Annotated in this window: 20 protein-coding genes and 1 tRNA gene; 10 read left to right on the top strand and 11 right to left on the bottom strand. The window is 36.0% G+C overall.

What is annotated here, in order from left to right; all coding sequences use genetic code 11:
- Window positions 1-166: 166 nt before the first annotated feature.
- From DWB61_RS06345 to DWB61_RS06335, 3 genes are all read right to left on the bottom strand, one after another.
- Entirely contained in the window at window positions 167-691 is a 525-nt protein-coding gene (locus tag DWB61_RS06345; protein ID WP_125030057.1) for a DUF4251 domain-containing protein, read from the bottom strand.
- 108 nt (window positions 692-799) lie between these two features.
- Entirely contained in the window at window positions 800-1,174 is a 375-nt protein-coding gene (locus tag DWB61_RS06340; protein WP_125030056.1) for a thioesterase family protein, read from the bottom strand.
- 109 nt (window positions 1,175-1,283) lie between these two features.
- A complete protein-coding gene (locus tag DWB61_RS06335; protein WP_125030055.1) occupies window positions 1,284-2,858 on the bottom strand; it encodes a peptide chain release factor 3 in 1,575 nt (524 codons plus the stop codon).
- 291 nt (window positions 2,859-3,149) lie between these two features.
- Here DWB61_RS06335 and DWB61_RS06330 point away from each other — a divergent pair, with 291 nt between their 5' ends.
- The 3 genes from DWB61_RS06330 to DWB61_RS06320 all read left to right on the top strand — a co-directional run bounded on the left by DWB61_RS06330 (window position 3,150) and on the right by DWB61_RS06320 (window position 7,906).
- Window positions 3,150-3,650 (top strand): metallophosphoesterase family protein, encoded by a 501-nt coding sequence (locus DWB61_RS06330; RefSeq protein WP_125030054.1) that lies wholly within the window; start codon window positions 3,150-3,152, stop codon window positions 3,648-3,650.
- A gap of 592 nt (window positions 3,651-4,242) precedes the next feature.
- On the top strand, window positions 4,243-6,507 hold the full coding sequence (locus DWB61_RS06325) for an aconitate hydratase (protein WP_125030053.1): 2,265 nt from the start codon (window positions 4,243-4,245) through the stop codon (window positions 6,505-6,507).
- Window positions 6,508-6,595: 88 nt separating this feature from the next.
- Window positions 6,596-7,906, top strand: coding sequence for a citrate (Si)-synthase (locus tag DWB61_RS06320; protein ID WP_125030052.1), 1,311 nt, complete (start codon window positions 6,596-6,598; stop codon window positions 7,904-7,906).
- Between the two features lie 72 nt (window positions 7,907-7,978).
- On the opposite strand, the gene DWB61_RS06315 is transcribed toward DWB61_RS06320, so the two are convergent.
- The 4 genes from DWB61_RS06315 to DWB61_RS06300 all read right to left on the bottom strand — a co-directional run bounded on the left by DWB61_RS06315 (window position 7,979) and on the right by DWB61_RS06300 (window position 12,067).
- A complete protein-coding gene (locus tag DWB61_RS06315; RefSeq protein ID WP_125030051.1) occupies window positions 7,979-9,769 on the bottom strand; it encodes a hypothetical protein in 1,791 nt (596 codons plus the stop codon).
- 176 nt (window positions 9,770-9,945) lie between these two features.
- Window positions 9,946-10,455: a methylated-DNA--[protein]-cysteine S-methyltransferase gene (locus DWB61_RS06310; RefSeq protein WP_125030050.1), complete on the bottom strand. Its 510-nt coding sequence runs from the start codon at window positions 10,453-10,455 to the stop codon at window positions 9,946-9,948.
- 179 nt (window positions 10,456-10,634) lie between these two features.
- Window positions 10,635-11,357 (bottom strand): tRNA threonylcarbamoyladenosine dehydratase, encoded by a 723-nt coding sequence (locus DWB61_RS06305; protein ID WP_125030049.1) that lies wholly within the window; start codon window positions 11,355-11,357, stop codon window positions 10,635-10,637.
- A 41-nt stretch (window positions 11,358-11,398) separates the two neighbouring features.
- Window positions 11,399-12,067 (bottom strand): TatD family hydrolase, encoded by a 669-nt coding sequence (locus DWB61_RS06300; RefSeq protein WP_125030048.1) that lies wholly within the window; start codon window positions 12,065-12,067, stop codon window positions 11,399-11,401.
- 567 nt (window positions 12,068-12,634) lie between these two features.
- Between DWB61_RS06300 and truA the strand changes: the two genes are divergently transcribed.
- Window positions 12,635-13,396, top strand: a complete 762-nt coding sequence (gene truA / locus DWB61_RS06295) for a tRNA pseudouridine(38-40) synthase TruA (protein ID WP_156190163.1) — start codon at window positions 12,635-12,637, stop codon at window positions 13,394-13,396.
- A 7-nt stretch (window positions 13,397-13,403) separates the two neighbouring features.
- Here the strand turns inward: truA and DWB61_RS06290 are convergent, their stop codons facing one another.
- The 4 genes from DWB61_RS06290 to DWB61_RS06275 all read right to left on the bottom strand — a co-directional run bounded on the left by DWB61_RS06290 (window position 13,404) and on the right by DWB61_RS06275 (window position 17,999).
- Entirely contained in the window at window positions 13,404-14,144 is a 741-nt protein-coding gene (locus DWB61_RS06290) for a shikimate dehydrogenase family protein (RefSeq protein ID WP_125030046.1), read from the bottom strand.
- Between the two features lie 163 nt (window positions 14,145-14,307).
- The gene (locus tag DWB61_RS06285) at window positions 14,308-15,243 is read right to left on the bottom strand and encodes a polyprenyl-phosphate transporter (protein ID WP_125030045.1); all 936 of its coding nucleotides are present in this window, start codon (window positions 15,241-15,243) and stop codon (window positions 14,308-14,310) included.
- Window positions 15,244-15,316: 73 nt separating this feature from the next.
- Complete coding sequence (locus DWB61_RS06280) at window positions 15,317-16,720, bottom strand: tetratricopeptide repeat protein (RefSeq protein ID WP_125030044.1); 1,404 nt, start codon at window positions 16,718-16,720, stop codon at window positions 15,317-15,319.
- 79 nt (window positions 16,721-16,799) lie between these two features.
- Window positions 16,800-17,999, bottom strand: a complete 1,200-nt coding sequence (locus DWB61_RS06275) for a threonine/serine exporter family protein (protein ID WP_125030043.1) — start codon at window positions 17,997-17,999, stop codon at window positions 16,800-16,802.
- Window positions 18,000-18,437: 438 nt separating this feature from the next.
- Between DWB61_RS06275 and DWB61_RS06270 the strand changes: the two genes are divergently transcribed.
- From DWB61_RS06270 to DWB61_RS17925, 6 genes are all read left to right on the top strand, one after another.
- Window positions 18,438-18,519, top strand: a tRNA-Leu gene (locus tag DWB61_RS06270).
- Between the two features lie 1,093 nt (window positions 18,520-19,612).
- On the top strand, window positions 19,613-21,169 hold the full coding sequence (locus DWB61_RS06265) for an acyl-CoA carboxylase subunit beta (RefSeq protein ID WP_125030042.1): 1,557 nt from the start codon (window positions 19,613-19,615) through the stop codon (window positions 21,167-21,169).
- 39 nt (window positions 21,170-21,208) lie between these two features.
- Complete coding sequence (locus DWB61_RS06260) at window positions 21,209-21,397, top strand: hypothetical protein (RefSeq protein ID WP_125030041.1); 189 nt, start codon at window positions 21,209-21,211, stop codon at window positions 21,395-21,397.
- Window positions 21,398-21,448: 51 nt separating this feature from the next.
- A complete protein-coding gene (locus DWB61_RS06255) occupies window positions 21,449-23,353 on the top strand; it encodes a pyruvate carboxylase subunit B (RefSeq protein ID WP_125030040.1) in 1,905 nt (634 codons plus the stop codon).
- A gap of 498 nt (window positions 23,354-23,851) precedes the next feature.
- The gene (locus DWB61_RS17930; protein ID WP_332112633.1) at window positions 23,852-24,517 is read left to right on the top strand and encodes a DnaB-like helicase N-terminal domain-containing protein; all 666 of its coding nucleotides are present in this window, start codon (window positions 23,852-23,854) and stop codon (window positions 24,515-24,517) included.
- Window positions 24,505-25,122: a DnaB-like helicase C-terminal domain-containing protein gene (locus DWB61_RS17925; RefSeq protein WP_158614376.1), complete on the top strand. Its 618-nt coding sequence runs from the start codon at window positions 24,505-24,507 to the stop codon at window positions 25,120-25,122. The genes DWB61_RS17930 and DWB61_RS17925 overlap by 13 nt, the downstream gene beginning before the upstream one ends.
- Window positions 25,123-25,273 lie beyond the last annotated feature (151 nt).

Raw genomic sequence — 25,273 nt, 5'->3', positions numbered from 1 at the left:
AGCTTCCCGATTTTGATGAATTATTATTCATCAAATTATTAAAAGCATTATTGTTGTTGAATGATCTCATAGTTTTTTTGTTTGCTGCTGCTAAACTAGACAAGTTTTTTTGAATTACAAAACAAGAAAAATCGTTTTTCGTGAAAATGAACTCGAAAACCAGAGTTTATTCGGACTCTGATTTTTCATTTTCTAGTTCTGATATTTGCCCAGAATAGGAGATGTGAGCTTTACTATCGGTTCGAATAATTGTGGATGCAGATTGTTTTGAAAAGACTTCCATAATAACCGTGTAAGTCTCTTTATCCTTGACTTCGAAGGTGTAAGTCAATTTCATTTTTTTGTCGTTACGAGTCAATTTCTCATTTAAAATATCACCTTCAAAATTGATTCCACCATCAGCACCATAATCCACTCGATATGCTCTTCCGAAAAAGGGTAAATCTCCTAAACTTTTATTTTCAGAAATTTTAATAAAACCATAGTTTGTGGTTAAATCGATAGATGATCCTCCTTGAGGATAGGCTTTTTCAGCCTCAAATTTGAATTCGCCACCTTCAATTAGCTGCAAGCATTCGATATATGCTTTCTGCCTTTTGGCTTTTCTTTCTTTTTTATTTTGAGCAAAAGCACTTGAGAAAATAAAAAGAAATAGGAATGAGCTGATTAGTATTATCAGTTTGGATTTCATAACTAAAAGGATTGGTTTATACCCTCAAGTTAGCCAAAAAACATGCCATAAAAAAGCCCATTCAGAATATATCCGAATGGGCAATTTTTACATCATTAAAAACTTTATTTAGGCTCTCTCCATAAATTTAATTGGGTCGATCACATAACGTTTGTGAAGAGATGAACCAATTGGACCATCCTCGTCAGCAGCCTCTATTTCGAAAGTCAATTTTTTGCCATCAACTTCTGTTAATTTAGCGGTGCAAGTCACTTTCTTACCTACTTTTGTTGCTTTAATATGCTTGGTGTCTATCTGAATACCAACAGTATCAAGTGCCTTATCTAAATTGTTTTCTATACATTTGACAGCGGTGTTTTCCATGAATGCAACCATTGCTGGTGTTGCAAAAACTGGAAGTTTTCCTGATCCATGTGCTATGGCAGTATTGTTTTCTTCAACTGTAATTTCCTGAGTGAAGCTTAATCCTTTATCTAAAGACATAATTGTAATATTTTAAAGGTCCAAAAGTCAGAAGGTCTATAAGTCATCAATAGAACAGATAATCGTAACTTTCACTTTATCCTTAACCTTTATTTTTTATTCTTGTTTGTTAAAATTCAGAAGTGAAATGGAATTCCAAATTCTTATAATTTGCTTGAGCCATTTGTAACATATAACCTGAATCTGCTAGGAATACATCTCTACCATGCTTGTCTTTGGCAATGTATTGGTATTTGGCTTTCTTGAATTCTTTCAATTCTGCATCGTCGTTTGATTTTATCCAACAAGCCTTGTGAAGGTTGATATGTTCCCATCGACAAGAAGCGCTGTATTCGTGTAATAAACGGTATTCGATTACCTCAAACTGAAGAGCACCAACTGTACCAATGACCTTACGACCATTGAAATCAGAAGTGAAAAGCTGTGCCACACCTTCGTCCATCAACTGGTCGATTCCTTTGGCCAGCTGCTTCGATTTCATTGGATCGGCATTTTCGATATACTTAAATAGTTCAGGAGAAAATGATGGTATCCCTTTGAAGTTGATCTTTTCGCCTTCAGTTAAGGTATCACCAATTTTAAAGTTTCCCGTATCGTGCAAACCAATAATATCACCTGGATAAGCCTCTTCAATAATTGATTTCTTCTCTGCCATAAAGGCTGTAGGACTTGAGAATTTTACCCTCTTACCATTACGAACGTGTAGATAAGGGGTATTTCTTTTAAAAGTACCAGATACAATCTTTACAAAGGCAATTCTATCACGATGGTTAGGATCCATATTTGCATGAATCTTAAAAACGAAACCAGAGAATTTTTCCTCAGTTGGTTGAATCATTCTTTCAACAGTTTGGCAAGGCAGTGGAGAAGGAGCAATCTTGATAAAGACATCAAGTAATTCCTGTACTCCAAAGTTGTTCAAAGCAGAACCGAAGAAAACAGGTGCAATTTCAGCATTCAAATAATCTTGAACATTGAATTCAGGATAAACACCTGAAACCAAATCCAGTTCTTCACGAAGAATTTCAGCATCTTCACCAATATAATTTTCTAATTCAGGACTAGAGATATCGTCGAATTGGATGGTTTCCTGTACGGTTTGAGTTGCCGGAGTAAACAGGCTTAAATTCTTATGGTAGATATTGTAAACACCTTTAAAATCAGGCCCCATATTAATAGGCCAGCTCAAAGGATTTACATTCAATTGTAATTCTTCTTCAATTTCATCAAGCAAATCAAATGCATCCTTACCCGAACGGTCCATTTTATTAATGAATACGATCACTGGCGTTTTTCTCATGCGACAAACCTTCATTAACTTTCTGGTTTGTGCTTCAACCCCTTTAGCAACGTCAATTACAATAATAACCGAATCGCAAGCTGTTAAAGTACGGAAAGTATCTTCTGCGAAATCCTGGTGACCAGGTGTATCAAGAATATTAATCTTATGGCCTTTGTAATCGAATCCCATTACCGAAGTCGCAACAGAGATACCTCTTTGACGCTCAATTTCCATAAAGTCGGAAGTTGCTGTCTTCTTAATTTTGTTCGATTTTACGGCACCTGCCACGTGAATTGCACCACCAAATAACAAAAGTTTTTCAGTTAGTGTTGTTTTACCTGCATCGGGATGAGAAATGATACCAAAGGTTCTTCTTCTCTTTATTTCGTCTATAAAAGCCATAGCTGATTGTGTTTTCTTTCTACTTGAAACTTAGATTTGAAATGCAATAATCTGACTTAAGAATCATAAATTGCAAAATATCAAAGTGTTTATTACTCTATATAAAAAAGCATGCAAAACTAAGCATTTTTAGTGGATTTTAGACTCGCCATTTGATGAAATTACTCAACTGAGTGGACTTTCCTGATAAATCTGATAGATGTGTTGATATTATTGCTGTACATGGGGAAAATAAGCATAATTTCATCTATTTTTACCTTTCATAAAAAGTCGTTTAAGCTTAAAAAAAACATGAAGAGGATTGCTTTACTTTCTGATACCCACACTTATCTCGATGAAAATTTATTCAAACATCTAGAAGGCTGCGATGAAATTTGGCATGCTGGTGATATTGGAAATATTGAAACGGCTGACCGATTAGCTGAATGTGCACCTTTAAAAGCTGTTTATGGTAATGCAGATGGGCAAGATGTTCGTCAGGTGCATCCGCTGCATCAAAGGTTCAAATGCGAAGACCTTGATGTTTGGATGACGCATATTGGTGGTTACCCTAAACGATATGATATTAATGTACGTGAGGAAATTAAACGAAATCCACCAGAGCTATTTATATCCGGTCATTCTCATATTCTCAAAGTGATGTTTGATAAGGAATTGAATTTATTGCATATCAATCCAGGTGCAGCTGGCATGCAAGGCTTCCATCAAGTACAAACCCTAATTCGATTTACAATAGATGGCAAGCAAATTAAAGATTTGGAAGTTGTCGAGTTTGGCACAAAAGGTAAATAGTTTGGGCTGATGGTTCTCGAGCATGGAGCGGATCGAAGTCTAATCAAATATAAATTGTAGCTCCCACCAGTGATTATTTAAAAATTAATTAGTTTCAGGTAGGCTCATCAGTGGAAAACACGATGAGCTTTTTTTGTAAGGTATTTTCCATCCTATTTGGAGGAAATTCTCTTTTTTACCCCAATTAGAGAATAATTTCACTATCTCCTTGTCAATTTTTTTCTTCTTCATTTATCCTTATTGTATCATTTTTTTGATCTTCTCAATTCAAAGATTTCTAGGCAATTCTATATCTGTAAGCCATAAATCATAATAGCTAATTTATGTAGACTAACTATGACACAACTTATTAGTTCCTAATTATATGACTTAGAATTGAATTATTTACCTTCTTTTAGTATATTTAGATATCTAAATGCTTTGGGAGAAAGATTTGAGCTGAGGGCAAGCAAAAGCAAGGATTGAGAACTAAATAAAAGAAGATCTCTATATCTTATTTGTGAGTTTTTTTATTACTTTAGGGACTCGGAAAAAAAAGACCACAAAAGAAGAGTGACTCTTTATTATATATGAAAAACCAAAATTTAAGAACATGCTTTTTGACCTCGAATTGATTAAATCTGTTTACAAAAATATGCCAGCCCGAATTGAGGCTGCCAGGAAGAATTTAGCCAAGCCTCTTACACTAAGTGAGAAGATTCTATATTCTCACTTATTTGATAATAATTCTTTGCAAGAATATAAGAGAGGAGAGGCTTACGTCAATTTTGCTCCAGATCGTGTTGCCATGCAGGATGCTACGGCACAAATGGCACTACTTCAGTTTATGAATGCGGGGAAATCTAAAGTATCCGTTCCCTCAACAGTGCATTGCGATCATTTGATTCAAGCTTCTGTTGGTGCTGATGAAGATTTAAAAGAGGCTCTTTTGCAAAATAACGAAGTTTATAATTTCTTACAATCAGTTTCTGATAAATACGGTATCGGTTTTTGGAAACCAGGTGCTGGTATCATTCATCAGGTGGTTTTGGAGAACTATGCTTTCCCAGGAGGAATGATGATAGGAACCGATTCACATACAGTAAATGCAGGTGGACTTGGAATGGTTGCTATTGGAGTTGGTGGTGCTGATGCTGTTGATGTGATGGCAGGAATGGCTTGGGAGCTTAAGATGCCCAAGTTGATTGGTGTAAAGCTTACAGGAAGGTTAAGCGGTTGGGCGTCGTCTAAGGATGTGATTCTTAAAGTGGCAGGTATTTTGACTGTAAAAGGTGGTACTGGTGCTATTGTAGAATATTTTGGAGAGGGTGCAGATGCTTTATCGTGTACTGGAAAAGCTACCATTTGTAATATGGGTGCTGAAATTGGAGCGACAACTTCAATCTTCTCTTACGATAAAAATATGAGTACTTATTTACGTCATACTGGTCGTGAAGAAATAGCAGAATTGGCTGATGATATTATGCCACACTTGCGTGCTGACGAAAAGGTTGCCTTAAATCCTGAGAAATATTACGATGAGCTTATCGAGATCAATCTTTCAGAATTAGAGCCTTTTATAAATGGTCCATTTACACCAGATTTAGCACACCCACTTTCAGGATTTGCAGATGCGGTTAAGAAAAATAACTATCCTCAAAAATTGGAAGTTGGATTAATAGGTTCATGTACCAATTCTTCATATGAAGATTTATCGAGAGCAGCTTCATTAGCTAAACAGGCAAAGGATAAAAACCTAAAAGTAAAATCAGAATTTATTGTAACTCCTGGTTCCGAGATGGTGCGATATACGACTGAAAGAGATGGTATTTTGAGTGAATTTGAAGATATTGGTGGTGTTATCATGTCTAATGCTTGTGGTCCATGTATCGGTCAGTGGAAGCGTCATACAGATGATCCTACTCGTAAGAATTCGATCATTACCTCATTTAATCGGAATTTTGCCAAGCGAAATGATGGCAATCCTAATACACATGGTTTTGTAGCTTCGCCTGAATTAGTAACGGCATTGGCCATTGCTGGTGATTTAACTTTTAATCCGATGACGGATACCTTGATCAATGAGGATGGAGTAGAAGTAAGATTGGATGAGCCAAAAGGATACGAATTACCACCACATGGTTTTGATGTGAAGGATGCAGGGTATTTAGCTCCACAGGTCGATGGATCTGGTATTAAAGTAGAGGTGAATAAAATGTCTGATCGTTTACAATTATTAGCTCCATTTACAGCTTGGGATGGCGAAGATTACACCGGACTTAAGCTCTTAATTAAAGCAAAGGGGAAATGTACGACAGACCATATTTCAATGGCTGGACCTTGGTTGCGTTATCGTGGTCATCTTGATAATATCTCGAATAATATGTTGATAGGTGCTATCAATTATTTTAATGATGAAAGCAACTCAATTTTCAATCCGCTTTCTGGAAAATATGAAGAAGTGCCAGCAACAGCACGTGCAATTAAAGCAAAAGGTCTTGCCTCTTTAGTTGTAGGTGATGAAAACTATGGAGAAGGATCTTCTCGTGAACATGCGGCTATGGAGCCTCGTCATTTAGGCATAAAGGCTGTTTTAGTTCGTTCGTTTGCACGTATTCATGAAACGAACTTAAAAAAGCAAGGCGTGCTTGCCTTAACATTCGCTAATAAAGCAGATTACGATAAAATTCAAGAAAAAGATGAAATCGATGTTTTAGGATTGAAGGAATTCAAACCTGAAAAAGATTTAACTCTTGTCTTGAAACATGAAGATGGTAGTCAGGATGAAATTCAAGCTTGCCATACATATAATGAAGCACAGATAGAATGGTTTAAGGCTGGAAGTGCATTGAATCTTATTCGTAAACAAAACAATTAGTAAAATGGGTATTAATAAAATGAAATATCCAGGAATAAAAAAAAGACAAAATCAATTTAAGCAATAACATTCTAACTATACTAACCATATGAGAGAGACTCTAAAATTAAGATTATCAAGAAAAATTGATGAGCACAGACCAAGAACGGAACGCCTTTTAAAGGAATATGGTGATGTTCAAATTGATGGTGTTACCGTAGCACAAGTAATAGGAGGTATGAGAGGCATCAAGTCTCTTGTTACTGATATATCTTACCTTGATCCGGAAGAAGGTATTCGTTATCGTGGTTATACACTTGACGAAGTCATTCAAAACCTACCGAAGGCTAAGGGAGCTGAAATGCCATATGTTGAAGGATTGCTTTACTTACTTTTAACGGGTGATTTTCCAAATGAGGAAGAAGTGATGCTGGTGGTTGAACAATTTAACAAGCGTCGTATTGTTCCACGTTACGTTTACAATGTCATAGATTCTTTCCCCACATCAAGTCATCCTATGGCGATTTTTTCTACAGCCATTTTGACTTTGAATCGTGAATCTGATTTTAATCGGGAATACCATGCAGGGCTTAAAAAAGAAGATTATTGGGAAGCAACTTACGAAGATGCTTTGAATCTACTGGCAAAATTACCTGAAATAGCGGCATATATTTACAATAAGTTGTATCGAAAAGGTGATCCAATCCAATCCGATCCGAAATTGGATATGGGAGCTGATTTTGCACACATGATGGGTATTGATAAGCCTTATGATGATGTATCACGTTTGCATTTTATTATTCATTCTGATCATGAGAGTGGTAATGTGAGTGCACATACAGGTCATTTGGTAGCAAGTTCTTTATCTGATATTTACCTTTCGATTTCTGCTATGATTAATGGTTTGGCTGGACCATTACACGGTTTAGCCAATCAGGAAGTTTTGCGTTGGTTGCAGGATGTGATGGATAAGATGGATAATAAGATACCGACTGAAGACGAAATGAAGCAGTTTGTGTGGGATACATTGAATTCTGGTCAGGTGATTCCAGGTTTTGGCCACGCTGTATTGCGTAAGACCGATCCTCGTTATATGTTACAGCGTGAATTTAGTAAGAAACATCTACCAGATGATCCAATCTTTAAATATGCTGATTTACTTTATAAGGTTGTGCCTCCAATTCTTCAGGAGCATGGTAAAGCGAAGAATCCATGGCCTAATGTCGATGCACAATCGGGTGTTATTCAGTGGCATTATGGCGTAAAAGATTACGATTTCTATACGGTTTTATTTGGTATTGGGCGATCAATTGGTATATGTGCCAATATTATCTGGGACAGAGCTTTAGGTTATCCGCTTGAAAGACCAAAATCAGTAACAACTGATATGCTTGAAAAGATGGTTGGCATTAAGAAATAGCCATTCAGTATGCAGCAAAAAAAATCCCCTTTAAACTGATGTTTAAAGGGGATTTTCATAGTATAGTGGTAATTAGGATAGGATATTAATTTGTTTAAGCTCCATTTCTAATTGTGTCATATCTTTATATATCTGAACTTTAAATTGATCAAATTGACCTTTTACTTTATCTGATAAAGAACGGTAATACTCAATTCCTGCCAGAAGGTTATTTTTGAACTTTTCAAGGTTACGAATACTCTTCTTATCAGGATTCTTTAGATCAGCAATTTGTTCCTTTAGGTAGTCGATATAAATATGTAACTCCTTGGCAAACATATTAGGACGATCTGTTCGAGTAATCAAGTTGAAACGGCCATAAATATGATCGACCATTTGTTTAAATGTTGCAATCTCTGAAAAGTAAGCCATATTTGGACCTGGACAAATTGAAACACCAGGACCATCAGCCGTTGTATCCAAATTGTTTACAAGATAGGATGCAGCGGATAAACCTTTACACAGACAAGCTTTTTGACTCATCTTTTCAATCTCAATTTCGTACGATTCGTCACTCAAATTTTGTGATTTAAGATCCTTGATTTTCAAATTTTGATATTGTCTCGAAGCTGTGCAGATCGGTTTATCGGTATATTCCTTGTTGGCAACCAAGAGACGCTTTGTACAAACACTACCTGGATTACCAGCTTTAATCATTTCCAATTTTCCCTCATCACGGGTATTTCCTTTCAAATTATTGAAACGAACACCTAAAGGTGACGAATGACTTAAGTATAATTCCTCTTCTTTTGCTTCAGAAAGGGTCTTTAGTGTTGTTTTATCAACATCACAAACTTCAGGAACTAATAGAAAAGGGGAACCCCAACCCACAGACTTAATTCCATAATAATCCATCAAAAATTCATGTTCCTCTGATGTACCAACACCACCTTGAGCGGTGATATTCAGTTCTAATTTACCTTCTGGTACAGGAAGATTCTTTTCTTGGAGTGCAGAATACAGTAGCTCACTTGTATCTGCGATTAATTCTGATTTATTGTTCTTGAACTCTTCAAGAATAGGTCCCATTAATGAACCATCGGTAGCAAAAGCATGACCACCACAGTTAAGTCCGGATTCTATTCTATATTCAGAAACCCAAATTCCTTTTTTTGCTAAGAATTTACCTTGAATAAGAGCCGAACGGTAATCACTTACCTTAAGAACCACCTTCTTTTTGATATAGCCGTCTTCGTTTGGAAAAAAATCATTGAATTGCTCTAGATAGCCATATAAACGAGGATTCATTCCAGCTGATAATACTAGTGAAGATTCAAGTGTACTATTGGCAAAACCTCTTAGAGCAGCATGAGCATCGTTATATTCCGATGGCAATTGTTCTCCTTCAAAGTAGTTATCTTTATCCACTTTTGTCATGATGTTAACATCAATGTTACCAAGTGGTAGATTCTCATTTAACCAATTTTTAATATCCTTAACGTAATGGTTATTGTTTACCTTGTCTTGAATTTCTTTTTTTAGAGTAGATACGTCAGGAAGAAGATCCATATATTTCTCAAATTCCTTACCCTTCTCTAGTATTGATTCTTTGACTTCTTCGAATTTATCCTTAACCATTTTATCTATTAGGTTAAGATATGCGGTAATTCTTTCTGCTCTGCAATCCATGGTTTTACTGGATATAGGTTGGAAAGGCAAACTCAATTGTTTGCTATAAAATTCACGCAAATTCTCAAGAAGAATATCATCCACAATGGAAACAACTGACGAAATACCATACTGAGCTACTTGTAATGGTGTGTTCACAGTATATCCCGTTCCCATGACAGGAATGTGAAATGTGTGTGCAGTTTTATTGGTCATTTAGTTTTTGTTTTTTTGATATGTGTTATGCAGTATAACAAGTAAATATCTTTGTTTAGCATTAAACAGCCCGCAAGGTATTGTTTTTAGCCAGTTTATCAAATAAAATAATGAAAAAGCGAAGTCTTATTCAAGGTTTATTTATAATGTATGAATAAGGGAAATGGCATTGTTAATTAAAAAAGCTTGAATTGATCAGGATTCGTTTCTATTTCAATGCCTTCTAGTTTTAATAGGTTTTGTTTTCTGTCTAAACCACCTGCATAACCCGTTAGCTTTCCACTTTTCCCAATCACTCTGTGGCAGGGAATAATTATGGGGATGGGGTTTTGAGAATTGGCTCTTCCCACTGCTCTGCATGCCTTAGGGTGATCGATATTATTGGCGACATCCTGATAGGAACAAACATGCCCATGCGGAATAGCTATGACTTCTTTCCAAATTTGTTTTTGGAAAGGTGTACCCTGTGGATTTACATTTACCGTAAATTTCTTTAGCTGTCCGTTAAAGTAAGCTGTAAGCTCCCTTTTTGCTTGTTCAATCAATTCGGCCCCTTGAATCCATTCAGGATGAATATCATGAGCTTTTTCTTTAGGTTGAAATACGATTTTTTTTAAGGCAAATTCTTGGGCAATAATTAGTAAATCTCCTATTGGAGATGGGAGAATATCATAAAAAAGTTGCATGCTCACTTGGCTTAAGTTCTATATTGTTTATTGATATTCCGAAGATAATAAAAAGTGCGCTGAACTAATTTTTTACTTCTAATAATTTTAAAACGTTTTTTTTGTTTTTTTAATTTCTAAAAGAAAAGCCCTGTCATTTTGAATGACAGGGCTAAATTCAATTTTATTGTAATCTGTTTTTAGTTGTTGCGAGTTAAATCACGAAGAACGACAGAAGCAATATAGCAACCAAAAATTGGAGGCATATAAGAGATCGTTCCCACATTTGATTTTTTGTTTTGACTTTCGGCCAAAACAACTGCCTTCTTATCTACTTCTTCGGGTGAGAAAACCACTTGAACACCCTTATAAATACCTATTTGGTGGAGTTTCTTTCTTAGCATTCTAGCCAGTCTACAATTATAGGATTTAGAAATATCCTGAACTTGAATTTGACTTGGATCCATTTTACCACCAGCCCCCATAGAGCTCACAACTTTATAGTTATTTTTAAGGCTATGGTAGATAAGGAATATCTTTGGTGCTAAGGTATCTATTGCATCTACGACGTAATCAAAAGGTGTTTCTTCTAATACTTCTATCATACGTGTATCACGCAAGAATTCATTAATGACTTTAAGTTTTAAATTAGGATTAATAGCTAATAATCGATCAGCCATGACATCAGTTTTATCTTTGCCTAAAGTTTGTGTTGTGGCTGGCATTTGTCTATTAATATTTGATGCTTCAATATTATCTCCATCAACAATAGTCATTTGACCAACTCCTGCACGACAAAGTAATTCTGCTGCATATGCTCCAACTCCGCCAAGTCCAACGACCAATATATGAGCATTTTTTACCTGCTCTAACCTTTCTTCTCCGAGGAGCAGTTCCGTTCTGCTCAACCATTCTGTATTCATCTATATTCAAAAAAAATATTTACACTTAAACTTTCAAATTATTACTTGGCGTGGAATACAGCTGTATAATTTTCAAAAAGCTTCGTTTTAAAATCGTTTAATTGCAAGCTCTTTAATTGAGCTGCTTTCTTGTAAATGTCACTAATAGAATATGTACTCTCATCTGTTTCCAGAAATAGCCGTTTTATTGGCACTTCTATGAATACGTCTTGAGTCATCTTATCAAACAGCAAGGCTTCCCCAAATGAGATGTAACAATTTTGTTGAAGCAAGTCTTCAACAATCTGTATATTGTTTCTGAAACCATGAATCAACCATGGAGTAGAAGCTTTAAGTTTCTTCTTGATAGAAATTAATTCCTGAAAATATCTGACACAGTGAATGATAATTGGTTTGTTGACACTTTCAGCTATGGCAATCTGTTTTGTGAAATAGGCCTCTTGAATACTTAAAGCAATAGTTCTGTTTCTATCTAAACCAATTTCTCCAATTGCTAATACCTTATCAAGTAAAGCAAATGTTCTTATAAGATTCAGATTTTCGTCTGCACTGTCATTATTAAGATGCCAAGGATGTATGCCCACTGAAATGTATTTGTCAGTATGCTCTTCAAGTTTGATCTGTTCCGGAAAACAATTGATTATAGAAAGGACATTATCGATTCGAATCGAATGGTGCGTATGTATATCTATAAAGGGTGTTTCAAGCATTTTCTATTATTTGCTGGCAAAAATATAAAAATATTGGAAAATGTCTCTTTTTATTAGGAATAAGATTGGGAGGATGGACTTTGGTTTATCCCTATGATCTTCATTTTATTACCACACATTTAATAAAGGTAAGATTTTAAGTTGACTCATAAAAGCTTTAATTCAAATAGATGAATTTCGTCTGTAGGCCTTGTAAACACAGAAAAAATTACTTACTTTGCACTTAATAAAGGAACGTTCTTTACATATAAGATAAAAGCATAATCGCGCTAGTTATCGATTGTTAAACTCAACACTTACAAGTTACCGAGAAAGCTACACGTTTGCAAAAGCAGGCCCCAACCTTCGGGTTGTTTTAGGACACAGGGGAAACTTGACCAGATGGGCACTCAAATCCTGTTTTATAGGAGTTTAAAATCTACTAACTGGTGCGATTTTTTTATGCCTAAATGTGACTTGTCTTTGTGTAAAGGTCTTTTTATATCTATTCAGGTTCGATTTCGAGAATCTCATCGGAATTGCTATTTTTGTGCCTAATTACTGGCTAATCATAAACACATATCGATTTTGACTCAGAGATATTTTATACAACTTAGTTATAAGGGAACCCATTATCATGGTTGGCAAATACAGCCAAACGCGATCACTGTTCAGGAAGTTTTGAATAAGGCTTTAAGTACGATTCTTAATCAAGAAATAAATGTTGTAGGTTGTGGTAGGACAGATACGGGAGTTCATGCTAGCGATTTTATGGCTCATTTTGATATTGCTGAAGCTAGAGATGTTGAAGCTGAGAAGCTGGTGTTTCGACTGAATCGTTTTCTCCCTTATGATATTGCTGTTAAATCGATGTTCCCTGTCAAAGCCGAGGCACATACCCGTTTCGATGCCTTATCTAGAACTTACCAGTATTTTATTACCAAGCACAAGAATCCTTTTCGATCAGAGTCTCATTGGCAAATGATGCATCAGCTTGATGTAAATAAGATGAATGAGGCCGCTAAGCTTCTTTTCGAATATGAGGACTTTACTAGTTTTAGTAAACTACATACCGATGCCAAAACGAATATCTGTAAAATCTATAAGGCAGAATGGGAAGATAGAGGCGATGAGTTAGTCTTTACGGTTTGTGCTGATCGTTTTCTAAGAAATATGGTTAGGGCTATTGTTGGAACTTTGGTTGAAGTCGGTCGGGGTAAATTGGATATGGCTGGTTTCCGTCAGGTGATTGAAAGTATGAACAGGTGCAATGCTGGTTCCTCAGTTCCGGGGCATGGCCTATTCCTTTGTACCATAGAATATCCCAATGATTTAAAACAGGAAGTTTAGTTTAGCTTTATTCATTCCAAATTTCCCAACTTTTTTCAGCTTGTAAATGAAGCATCTTTAATCCGTTATGGGTTTTTGCTTTATGTTCTATCCCTTTTGACATGAAAAGGGTAGTGGCTGGATTGTACACAAGGTCGTATAGAAAATACTCAGAATTTAAATTAGAATAAAGCAGATTAGGGCAAGCATCGGTATTTGGAAAAGTTCCAAGTGGTGTGCAATTGATAATTAATTGGTGATTTGAAATAATCTCTTCATTTAAATCCTCGTAGGATATCGTGGTATCACTTCTCTTGCGAGAAACAGATATGAATTCAATATCCTGATTCTTTAAGGCTGTAGCTACGGCTTTTGAAGCGCCACCTGTACCTAATATGAGTGCGCTTAGCTTTTTTCCTTCAATAAAGTCGGCTAGTGATTCTCCGAAACCATAAATATCCGTATTGTATCCTTTTAGATAAGTTCTCCCATCTTTTCTGCGAATCTGTATGGAATTGACAGCCCCAATTTTTTTGGCTAAAGGATCAATTTCATCCAAATAGGCCATTACCTCCTCTTTATACGGAATGGTAACACATAGTCCCAGTAAGCTTGGGTTATCCTGAACAACATTAAGGATTTTTTCAATGCTTGGAATCTCAAAATTTAAAAACTGTGCATCAATTTCCTCATTATGGAATTTATCCGTAAAGTATTGTTTCGAAAAGGAGTGTCCCAGAGGATTGCCGATGATACCGTATGTTTTCATGAGTTCAAAGATGAAAAGGATAAAGGTTAAAAGTTAAAAGTTAAAAGTATAAAGGGATTAAAGGGTAAATGAAATAAAGGATAAAGGTGAAAAAAGTTACGAAGGGTATTCCTAATTTTGTAATCACCACATCATCCCATCAATATATTATCATATCATCAAATTATTTTTTCGATTCAGGGCTGTATTTGTCCATGATGATGATTAATAAGAAACCAACAAGGGCTAAAGCAATCGCTATTGTTATATCTGCATTCTGTCCAGATATGTTTTCAAAAGTTTGTGGTAAGATGTTTCTTGTAGTCGCAGACTTTTCAACACCATGGCGATCGATAAATGTTGAGACTGTTTCTTTCCAAGGCCATACCTTATTTAATGAGCCAATCATAAAACCTGAAAGGAGAGCTATGGTCATATTATGATATTTTCTCAATAGCCAGCTTAATAGATTTGAGAAGCTTAATAAACCTACTGCCGCTCCTACACCAAAAACGGCAATTACATCCAGCTTAAAGCTGCTTAAAGCATTTAAGACAAACTCATATTTCCCCAAGAGTAAAAGGATGAAAGCACCTGATATACCAGGTAAAATCATGGCACAAATTGCAAGCGCACCAGATAAAAATAAAAACCAATAGGCGTTTGTCGTTTCGGCAGGCGTAACAACAGTCACCATATAGGCAATTCCGATTCCCACTATCATGGCTACAATACTACGTAATTTCCACTCGGTGATTTTTCTGGCAATAACAATGGCAGATGCCACAATTAAGCCAAAAAAGAAAGACCAGATTAAGATAGGGTGTTGTTCTAAAAGATATTTAATCAGTTTTGCTAGCGACAAAATACTCATTCCAATACCAATAACAAGTGATAAAAGAAAATTGCCGTTGACAGCTTTCCAAAAATCAGCCAGCTTAAAATTTAATAAGAGTTTTATGGAATTCAGGTTAATTGATTTAATACTTTCGATAAGTTCTTCGTAAATACCAGTTATGAATGCGATTGTTCCTCCTGAAACACCTGGAACGACATCTGCTGCTCCCATTCCCATGCCTTTCAAGGCAATTACTATATAGTCTTTTATTGATCGGGTCATAATCTTAATATTTGGTCGGCCTGAGACGTATTTATGCCTAAGGAAAAATACAAGACCTAAAAAAAAGCTAATTCTATTGATTAGCTTTTATAATTTGTTTGAATTTGTTATTGTTTTCTAACTCAGGAAACTGAATGAAAATATCTTCAATCTTATTCTCAGGGTTAGCCATTGCTTTACGGAGATAGTGTTCGGCAGCATTTGCATCTGCAGCTAACATATAATATGCTGCTAAGTTATTCTGTAGCTGAACATCCTCAGGGCAACAGCCTAAACTTTCAAGTAAAACGTCAATAGCGGCTTCTTCCTTACTATTTTGATGATAGAACTCTGCCAAGGTGATGGCGTAAGTTGGATCATAAGGGTCTAAGTTGATGGCTTCACGGAAACATTGAACAGCTTTTTGGGCGTCTGGTATACGAGAATAAGCTGAACCGAGCGCAAACCAGTAGTCAGGATTTGTATCATCTAGGTTTTTAGCTTCATTTAAATAGACCAAGCACTCATCAATTTTATCCTGATAAAGAAGAATTAAGCCCATACCAAACCAAGGATCATCAAATTTCTCATCCTCTTTAATGGCATTTTCGTAATAAATCATAGCCTGATCGTATTCTTCAAGCTTTTCAAAACATTCTCCTATGTATGAATAGGTAGAGGCATGATCATCTTCAAATTCAAGATATTCGATATAACTTTTAATAGCTTCTTCGAATTTATCGCATAGAGCTAGAGCGTTGGCCTTGTTAAAATAGGCTTTGCTGTGTTTATCATTAATGGCAATACAGAAATCATAAGCCTCTACCGATTTCAGGCTTTGGTCGTTTCTGTTATATAAAATTCCTAAGTTGTACCAAGCATTATCCGAAAATGGATCAAGATCCAAATAAGCCTTATAAGCTAAAATACTCTCTTCGTCCTGTTGTAATTTTTCGTAGCAATACGCTATCTCAAAAAGAACTTCAGGATCTTCAGCATCTAGTTTATGACCTGCCTTAAAATAGGGCAGAGCCATTTCGTATAAGCCCAATTGCTCAAAAGAAGCTGCTATGCTAAATAATAAATCTTCTTTATCATCGTAGCATAAATTCAAAGCAATATCGAATTGAATTTTAGCGTTTTGAGGTTTTTTAAGGATGTTGTAGATATTCCCAATAAGGATATAGATGTTTTTATTGGTGCTTTCTATCTGCTTAAGTTTTTTGAGAATAGTAAGTGCCTTTATCTCTTCGCCTCTGCCAATAAGCACTTGTGCGTATTTCAATTGCAAGGAAATAGAAGAAGGGTGCTGTTGTATGGCTAATTCTGATACCTTGGTAGCTTTAGCCAATTTATGGTCCTCAAGATAATAGTCGACGAGGTTTTCAAACTCATGTACATCGAAGTAGCACGGTTTGTTATGCTTAAGCATAGTTTCGAATCTTTCTAAAGATTCTAGAGCATCATCGTCAAAATAATTCTCTGTATTATCTATCATTTATTTATTTGAAGTGATAATTCTAAAAGCAAAAGTAGCTTTTATTTGCAGAATTTCAATATTTAGTTATCAACAATAGTTATTTTGTATTAAAACTACCTGTGAAAAGAAGTCCTCCAACAATTCCCATTAGAATGTAGGCAACTTGTGAGCCAAGGTTTCCAGCATTTTCAATTGGTGTGTCAAGAAGCATATTACTGATTCCCATAAATGCCTTACTACCAGGAACAAGTGCGATTAGCCCCTGTGTGATGAAAACATGGCTAGGAGAGCGAGTAATATGAGAAAATAATTTGCTTACAAGTACAACAGCAATACTTCCTACAAAAGTACTAAGAAGTATACCACTGAATGATAATAGTACCGTTGTACTGTAAGCTATTACGCTAGTTAATACGCCAAATAAAATATCTTTTCGGCGCACTTGAAAAATAGGAATAAGACATATTGCAAGTAATGGAATACCTGAATGTTTAAGCCATATAGGTATGTCTGAGTTTACAGGTTCGAAATTAAGACTGACAAATAAGGGGAGTACTGATAAGCCTAAAATCGTTCCAAAGAATTGTTTGAATAGAGATATTGAAGCATCAAATAATTTTGCTGATCCAGATACTAAGCTTTTGTACGTTATTTCTTCTAGTGCTGTGGTTATGGCCAAGCCTGGTATAAAAATAATGATAGCAGAGAGTATCGTTATTGGCATGTTTATACCAGAGACATAAATAGAAATTAAACCTATAAGTATAGTAACAATAAAGGCGGCTAAGGCTTCTAAGGTATTGCTAAGAAACTGATATTTGGTGCTGAGATAAGTTAGAGCATAAACAACTGCTCCCATAAGGCATGCAGTAAGGAATGAAATTAAATTTGTTCCCATCAGTAAACTGAAAGCTCCAGCTCCCAATGCAAATGCAAGGGTTAAGATAAGGTGGTTGACATTTAAAGACTGTTTGTATACCAAGCGCAACCTAACACTAGCTTCATCAAAGTCGATTTCGTCGGCGAGAACCTGATTGGTAATTTCTACAGTTTGAGATAGTGCGCCTAGGTTAATACCTCCTGGAGGGATGCTTTCGATATGATTGTACGATTCATCTTCATCTTCGCTATAAAATACGTAATTTATCCATGTAGGAGTGTCCATAAAGCTAGCTCGAATACCTTTTAGTTTGGATACTTCGGAAAGATAGATTTGAATTTTATAAGAAGGAACACCGTAAACGTGTAAAGCTCTTCCTAATTGTATGATGAATTGGTATTGTTTTGGTGTTTTCAATGCTTTAAATACTGGTTGTTTTTAAGTGGAACAAATATAGATAAGAGTTTTGAAGTGGAGAGAGATTTTAGAAATAAATTTGAAGGAATTAATCTTTACAACTTCAGAGAATCGGGGGAAATCTCAAATGGACTGTTGGTATAACTTAGCGGGATTTTCCCCTTCCTGACTTAGTAAATTTTGGGCGGCTTGTTTTATGCCATTCCGCTGAGGTTTTTAGTCCAAAATGAACGATTCATTGAGAACCGACAATCTGAATTGGTAAGTTTGGCTCAATTCTGAGAAAAAACATCAGAAAAACTAAAAACCTTAGCGTTTGAAGTTCAGTTCATTCACTGCGCAAAGCCCATGAACAGTGAATTTAGTGCAACTTATTTTCAAAAAACATTTGGAGTTTATTGAAAAACACACCATCTTTGCATCGCAATCAAGAGAAACGCGGATGTGGCGTAATTGGTAGCCGCGCTAGACTTAGGATCTAGTGCCGAGAGGCGTGGGGGTTCGAGTCCCTTCATCCGCACAAAAAGGATCAATACGAAAGTGTTGATCCTTTTTTTTATTCTTAGAATTTGTGATTTTTTTACGAATCCCTGTCCCGATCGATCGTGAGTATCCAAGAAAGTTTAGTATTAAAAGGGTTATGTCTTTATGTTAGATGTCTCTTTGTGAATGCTCTTCCAGATTCTGATTGTATACATCCTATAGGCTTTAAGGCTTGATTTGCCGATGTTTATGCTAGGGTGGTTATTTATTCTCACTTGAGAGTTCTCTAAGAAATAGGGTGCTAAAACTCTATTAAAATTAGTACTACTAGCTTTTGGTAATATCATCGAAATTCAATTGGAGCATAAAGGGTAGGAATGATTTTGCTGATGATATCATCTTTCCTTCCCCGCGGAAAAATGATTGTATTCGTTATTTAATAGAGAAAAAATTCCTTATATGTATGATGCCTTATCAAGGAATCGGACTAACATATTCTCTGTACTCTAAATCTCTTTTTTTTTGCTAGCCATAATCAGTCATATTTTAATCAAGCTGCTAAATAATTCGATTCATCCTTATAAGCTAATGGATACACTGGAGCGATTTTTATATTTATCAAAACCAATCATTAGTATTTTGATATTAATGGGTAATTATACCCATTAATAGGTAGTGTGTTAATTATTAGCTACTATTTGAATTAAACATTAGAAGGAGAGTTATTGGTATGTATTCTTTTCTTGATAGAAAAGGTTATTGAAATATATTTTTATAGATATTGTCGTTTTTCAACTCGTTCTTTATATGTTCTACAATATCTAAGATGAATTTTTGCCATTCTTCCTTGAATATCGCTTTATTAAAGGAATGGGTTGAAAAACAGACTGATAGAATCATAGTTTCATGAGTGCGGTTTGATATTCAAACGTTTACGTTGGTAAAGTAGTGTTTTTAAACAGTTTCTTATCTACAATGAAAGTATATATATTCGGCCATCAATAATGAAATAATTCTTTAAACTGGATTGGGATCTAAACAAACAGGTTCTAAATATTTAGGTTTAAAATTGAAGTAAAATAGAAATTCCTTGAGATTTTCTTAGAAAATTACTTGATAAAAAATATAAAATGAAAGTATCTGAAAAGTTAGATCTCTTAAAGAAAAAAAGAGAAGAAGTAAAAAAAATGGGCGGAGAAGCTCGTGTTGCGAAACAACATGAGAAGGGTAAGCTTTCCGCACGAGAGAGAATAGACTTGCTTTTTGATGAAGGAAGTTTTAGAGAGCTGGATATGTTTGTGAAACATCGTTGCGTAAACTTTGGTTTTGAAACAACAGAAATTCCTGCTGATGGCGTAATTACTGGTCATGGTTTAGTAAATGGTCGAACAGTATTTGCTTATTCTCAGGATTTTACTTCCAGAGGAGGTTCTTTAGGCGAAATGCATGCTGCAAAAATCTGTAAGATAATGGATTTGGCAGTAAGTGCTGGAGCTCCAGTTGTTGGGCTTAATGATTCTGGCGGAGCACGTGTAGAAGAGGGAGTTGATGCTCTAAAAGGATATGGAGACATATTTATGCGTAACTCAAGAGCATCTGGAGTAATTCCACAGATTTCTGCGATTATGGGACCTTGTGCCGGAGGTGCAGTATATTCTCCAGCAATGACTGACTTTGTATATATGGTTAAAAAGCAGAGTCACATGTTTATTACATCTCCTTATGTCATTAAAACAGTAACAGGTGAAGAAACGACTTTTGAAGAACTTGGTGGAGCTATGGCTCACAATACCAAAAGTGGTAATGCACATTTTGCCTGTGATTCGGACGAAGAAACCATTGAGTCTATTCGCGATATTTTAAGTTATTTACCTAATAATAACTTAGAGGAAACTCCTCAAATACAAATGGGTGACGATCCTGAGCGTGTTTGTGAGGAACTGGATACGATTATTCCAGATGATTCTAAAACACCTTATGATATGAAGGCAGTATTAGAATCTGTTCTTGATCAAGGTGAGTTTTACGAAGTACATGAACACTATGCAGAGAATGCCATTGTTGGTTTTGGTCGATTAGACAATCAATCGGTGGGTATTATCGCAAATCAGCCAATGATTCAGGCTGGTTGTTTAGATATTGATGCTTCTGATAAAATCAGTCGTTTTGTTCGTACTTGTGATGCTTTTAATATTCCATTGATCACATTTGTTGATGTTCCGGGATACCTTCCAGGCGTTCAGCAAGAACTGGGTGGTATTATTCGTCATGGAGCGAAATTACTATGGAGTTATGCTGAAGCAACTGTACCTAAATTTACTGTGGTAACACGTAAAGATTATGGTGGAGCTTATTTGGCAATGTGTTCTAAGCCATTGGGAGCTGATATGGTATTTGCATGGCCAACTGCCGAAATTGCTGTAATGGGTGCTAAGGGAGCTGTGGAGGTTATTTCTTCTTATAAAAAAGAAATTGCAGCAGCTGATGATAGACAAGCTAAAACTGATGAGAAAATTAAGGAGTATGAAGATGCATTTAGCGTTCCTTATTTGGCAGCTCAGCGTGGACATATCGATGATGTTATTCTTCCTAGCGAAACTCGTTCAAGATTGATTGATGCATTGAAAGCTATGCATACAAAAGCAGAGGTTTTACCAGCTAAGAAACATGGAAATATTCCATTGTAATAAAGACTTTTAATAAATTAATTATTCATACCAATAATTATGACACGAGAAGAAAAGATTAAAAAAGCAGCTTTAATAGCAGTTGCTCACCACATAGAGTTAGAGAAAGCTGAAGCTTTAAAAGCTCAAAGTTCGACTAATAGTTCTTGGTCACGTACTGGCATTAAAATGATGATGACCAAACGTAAGATTGTACAACTTCGTGGTCGAAGTCTACGAAGTGCATAATTCATTTTTCATGTTAGTTGGGAAAAGTATTAATTCAAAAAAAATAAAAAAATGATATACGATAAGCACGGGGTCTTACAAATGACCCAATTAAATTACGGAAGTGATCGTCCGAAAGCTGAGAATCCAATTAAAATAAATGACGTCAGTTTGCGTGATGGTCACCAGTCGCTATTTGCTACTCGCGGTCGTACAGAAGATATGCTACCTGTTGCAGAAATGATTGACGAAGCAGGCTATCATTCTGTTGAAACATGGGGTGGTGCGACTTTTGATACCATGCACCGTTTCTTGGGTGAAGATCCATGGGAGCGTTTGAGAGTATTGAAAAAGCATATGCCTAAAACACCATTCTCGATGCTTCTACGTGGGCAGAATGTGGTAGGATACCGTAACTATGCTGATGATGTTGTTCAGGCTTTTGTTCAGAGATCAATCGATAATGGTATGGATATCTTCCGCTGTTTCGATGCATTGAACGATTTTAGAAACTTCGAAACTGCTGCTAAGGTTATTAAGGATAATAAGAAACACTTACAAGGTGTTGTATGTTATACGCTTAACGAGCCTCGTTTGGGTGGTGAAGTATATAATATGGACTATTACCTTAATAAGGTAAAAGATCTTATCGCATTTGGAGTAGATTCAGTTTGTATCAAGGATATGGCTGGATTGGTAGCTCCTTATGATATTTATAATTTGGTGCGCGAAATCAAGAAGTTTACAGATACACCAATTAACTTACATACTCACTTTACTTCTGGTATGGGTGACTTAGCTATCTTTAAAGCTATAGAGGCAGGTGTTGATATTGTTGATACTTGTATCGGACCATATGCATACCGTACTTCTCATCCTGCTGTTGAGCCAATGATTATGTCATTATTAGGCACAAACCGTGACTCTGGAATGGACATTAATAAGATTAATGCTATTGCTGGTGAAATGGAGAAATACATTCCTAAATATAAGCACTTAGACAATAGTCCTAAGTATGCGACTACTGATATCAATGTCTTATTGCACCAAACTCCGGGTGGAATGCTTTCTAACTTAGTCAATCAGTTGAAAGCTATGGATGCCTTGGATAAATTACCAGAAGTATATCGTTTACTTCCAAAAGTTCGTAAAGATCTAGGTAATATTCCATTGGTGACTCCTACATCTCAAATTGTTGGTGTACAAACAGTAAACAATGTATTATTCGATTCTTATGAAGGGGAGTATGCACAAATTACCAAAGAAGTAAAAGACCTTTGTTTCGGCTTGTATGGTAAAACGACACATCCAATTAATCCTGAGGTTCAAAAGAAAGCTCTTAAGGGGTATCCTCGAGGAGAAGAGCCTATTACAGCTCGTCCAGGATCTATTCTTGAGCCAGAAATGGAAGATGTTAAAACTGAATTCGAAGGTCTTGCTAAAGATATTGATGACGAAGTTTTATGCGCGCTTTACCCTATTACAGGAAAACGCTTCTTGAAATGGAAATATGGGTTGGAAGAAGTACCAGCAGATGTCAAAGCTAAAACTATGGCAGAGGTCGAAAAAGAAGAGGAGCTTGTAAGAAAAGCCCTTTCCGGAGAATTGACTTCTAAAGGAAAAGGTAGTGGTCGTGAGCTTGAAGTTACTGTTGATGGCGAAACCTTTACTGTAGAAATCAATGATCCTAATGGTCCGTCTACACCTCAATTTAAAGGTCGTAAGAAGAAGGAAGCTAGTAAAGACGAATTTGCTACAGGAAGTGTTGTTGCGCCAATTCCAGGTATGATTATAGAGTACAAGGTAAAAGTTGGTGATGAAGTAGAAGTAGGAGATGCACTAGTCGTACTTGAAGCGATGAAGATGATGAATAATCTTGATGCTAAAGCAGCAGGTACCGTAAAAGAAATTAAATGTGAAACTGGCGATTCTGTTGCTAAAGGCGATTTGCTTTTAGTAATTGAGCCAAAAGCCTAATGACTATTTAATAATTGAGTTTTATTTACCCCCTGAATTTATTTTCGGGGGGTATTTTTTTTGCTTTATTTTCCCAGATGTATACTCCAAATGTAAGTTTATTGTTCTTTTAAGCCCCGATTTTATTAAAGTGCTCCGTCGTAGAAGCTGCTAAGGCGGACGAATATGATGCGGATCTATCCGCCGAATCCCTTATCGCAAGAATTTTCGTGCAAAAAAAGCCCAACACATCTGTTGCTATGTCGGGCGAAGGCCGAGAGAGAGGGATGATTCGTTCGTTCCTCACTCATTAATTTATTACGAACCCCCAATGGGTTCAAATCCTCAAAACTCGTGATACAAAAAAAAAGCACCAAGGTTTTTCAACCTTGATGCTTTATTCAGCGGAGAGAGAGGATCTGAGTGTCATCAAATTTTAATCAAGATGAGAAAAGAACTTAAACTAAATCAGGCACCACCCAATGATAAGGAAATTGAGATAGCGATACTTGGAGCGATATTCTTCATGATCTACATATCTGTCCTGATTATTTCTATCAGGATGACCACAGGACAATTTTTACTATCCTCGAAGAAATGGTTAAGAATGGGAAGACCATTGATCTTTTATCTGTAACAGAAACCTTAATGAGAAAAGGATTGTTAAATCAGGTTGGAGGTACTGTTTATGTCTCTAAGCTAACAGATTACTTGTTTCCTTATGCGAATCTTAAACAGCATGTGTTGTGTTTAGCTGAGATGAGTCTAAAACGAAAATTACTTATTGAGACTGCACAATTAGAAAGACTGATATATGAAGGCGAGGATCTGGAGATTGTAACAAATCAACTACACAAATCACAAAAAGAGGTTGATCAAATATTAACTAGAAACCAAAAAGGGATGAGTACCTCTGAGGTTCTGAAGTTGTCATTAGACTTATTAGCACAAAGAACCTTTGCAGATAAGTCAAATTCGGTTATTGGTGTTCCTACTGGTTTAAACAGTCTGGATAGGCTAACTAATGGTTGGCAAAAGAGTAACCTAATTATTCTTGCAGGTAGGCCTGGGATGGGAAAAACTGCAGTTGCATTGAATTTATTTGGACTAGAAGCTTTAAGAGCTGGATGTGATGTACTTTCTACTCGCTTGAAATGTCAGCAACACAACTCATGGATAGGCTAATTATTGGCTGCTCTGAAGTAGGTGCTGACCAATATAAAGCTGGCACACTGACTTCAACTGAAATGACTGCTGTAGACATAGGAGTCCATGAAATAGAACAAACCAAGCTTTTGATCGATGATTTTCCATATTGTAATATGGGCTACATTCGCAGGACGGCAAGGAAGCGAAAACGTGAAGGTAAATGTGATCTCATTATTATTGACTACCTGCAACTCATTGAGCCTGATAAATCAGCAGGTTCTGTTAGAGAGCAGCAAATTAGCATGATTAGCCGTGGATTGAAAGCTTTAGCTAAAGATCTAGATGTACCTATCATCGTCCTTTCACAGCTATCCAGAGATGTGGAAAAAAGAGGTGGAACTAGGATGCCTCAACTATCTGATTTGCGTGATTCAGGTGCAATTGAGCAGGATGCTGACATGGTTATTTTTCCATACAGACCAGCATATTATGAAGAGATGAGTAATTCAAAAGATGAAAATGGATTACCACTTAAAGGTTGTGTCAAACTAATCGTGAGCAAGAACAGAAATGGAAGAACATTGGACGTTGATGCCTACCATAACGAAAGCATGACTTTTTTTAGTGATTCCAGGATATAGTTGTATTAAGTTTCTTTACTTTATGTAGAATGTAAACTATGGGTTTAAACCAAAACACACTTGATGCTTCAAATGAAGAGTCCTTAAGAATTGCTCTTAGTCTACTGAGATTGTACCGTAAATATCGATTGCTATTGTGTAATCATAATGA

It is taken from the genome of Ancylomarina euxina (genome assembly GCF_003863355.1).
GTDB lineage: Bacteria > Bacteroidota > Bacteroidia > Bacteroidales > Marinifilaceae > Ancylomarina > Ancylomarina euxinus.
The sequence above is the reverse complement of the archived record's forward strand: the minus strand, read 5'-3'. Positions and strand labels throughout refer to the sequence as shown.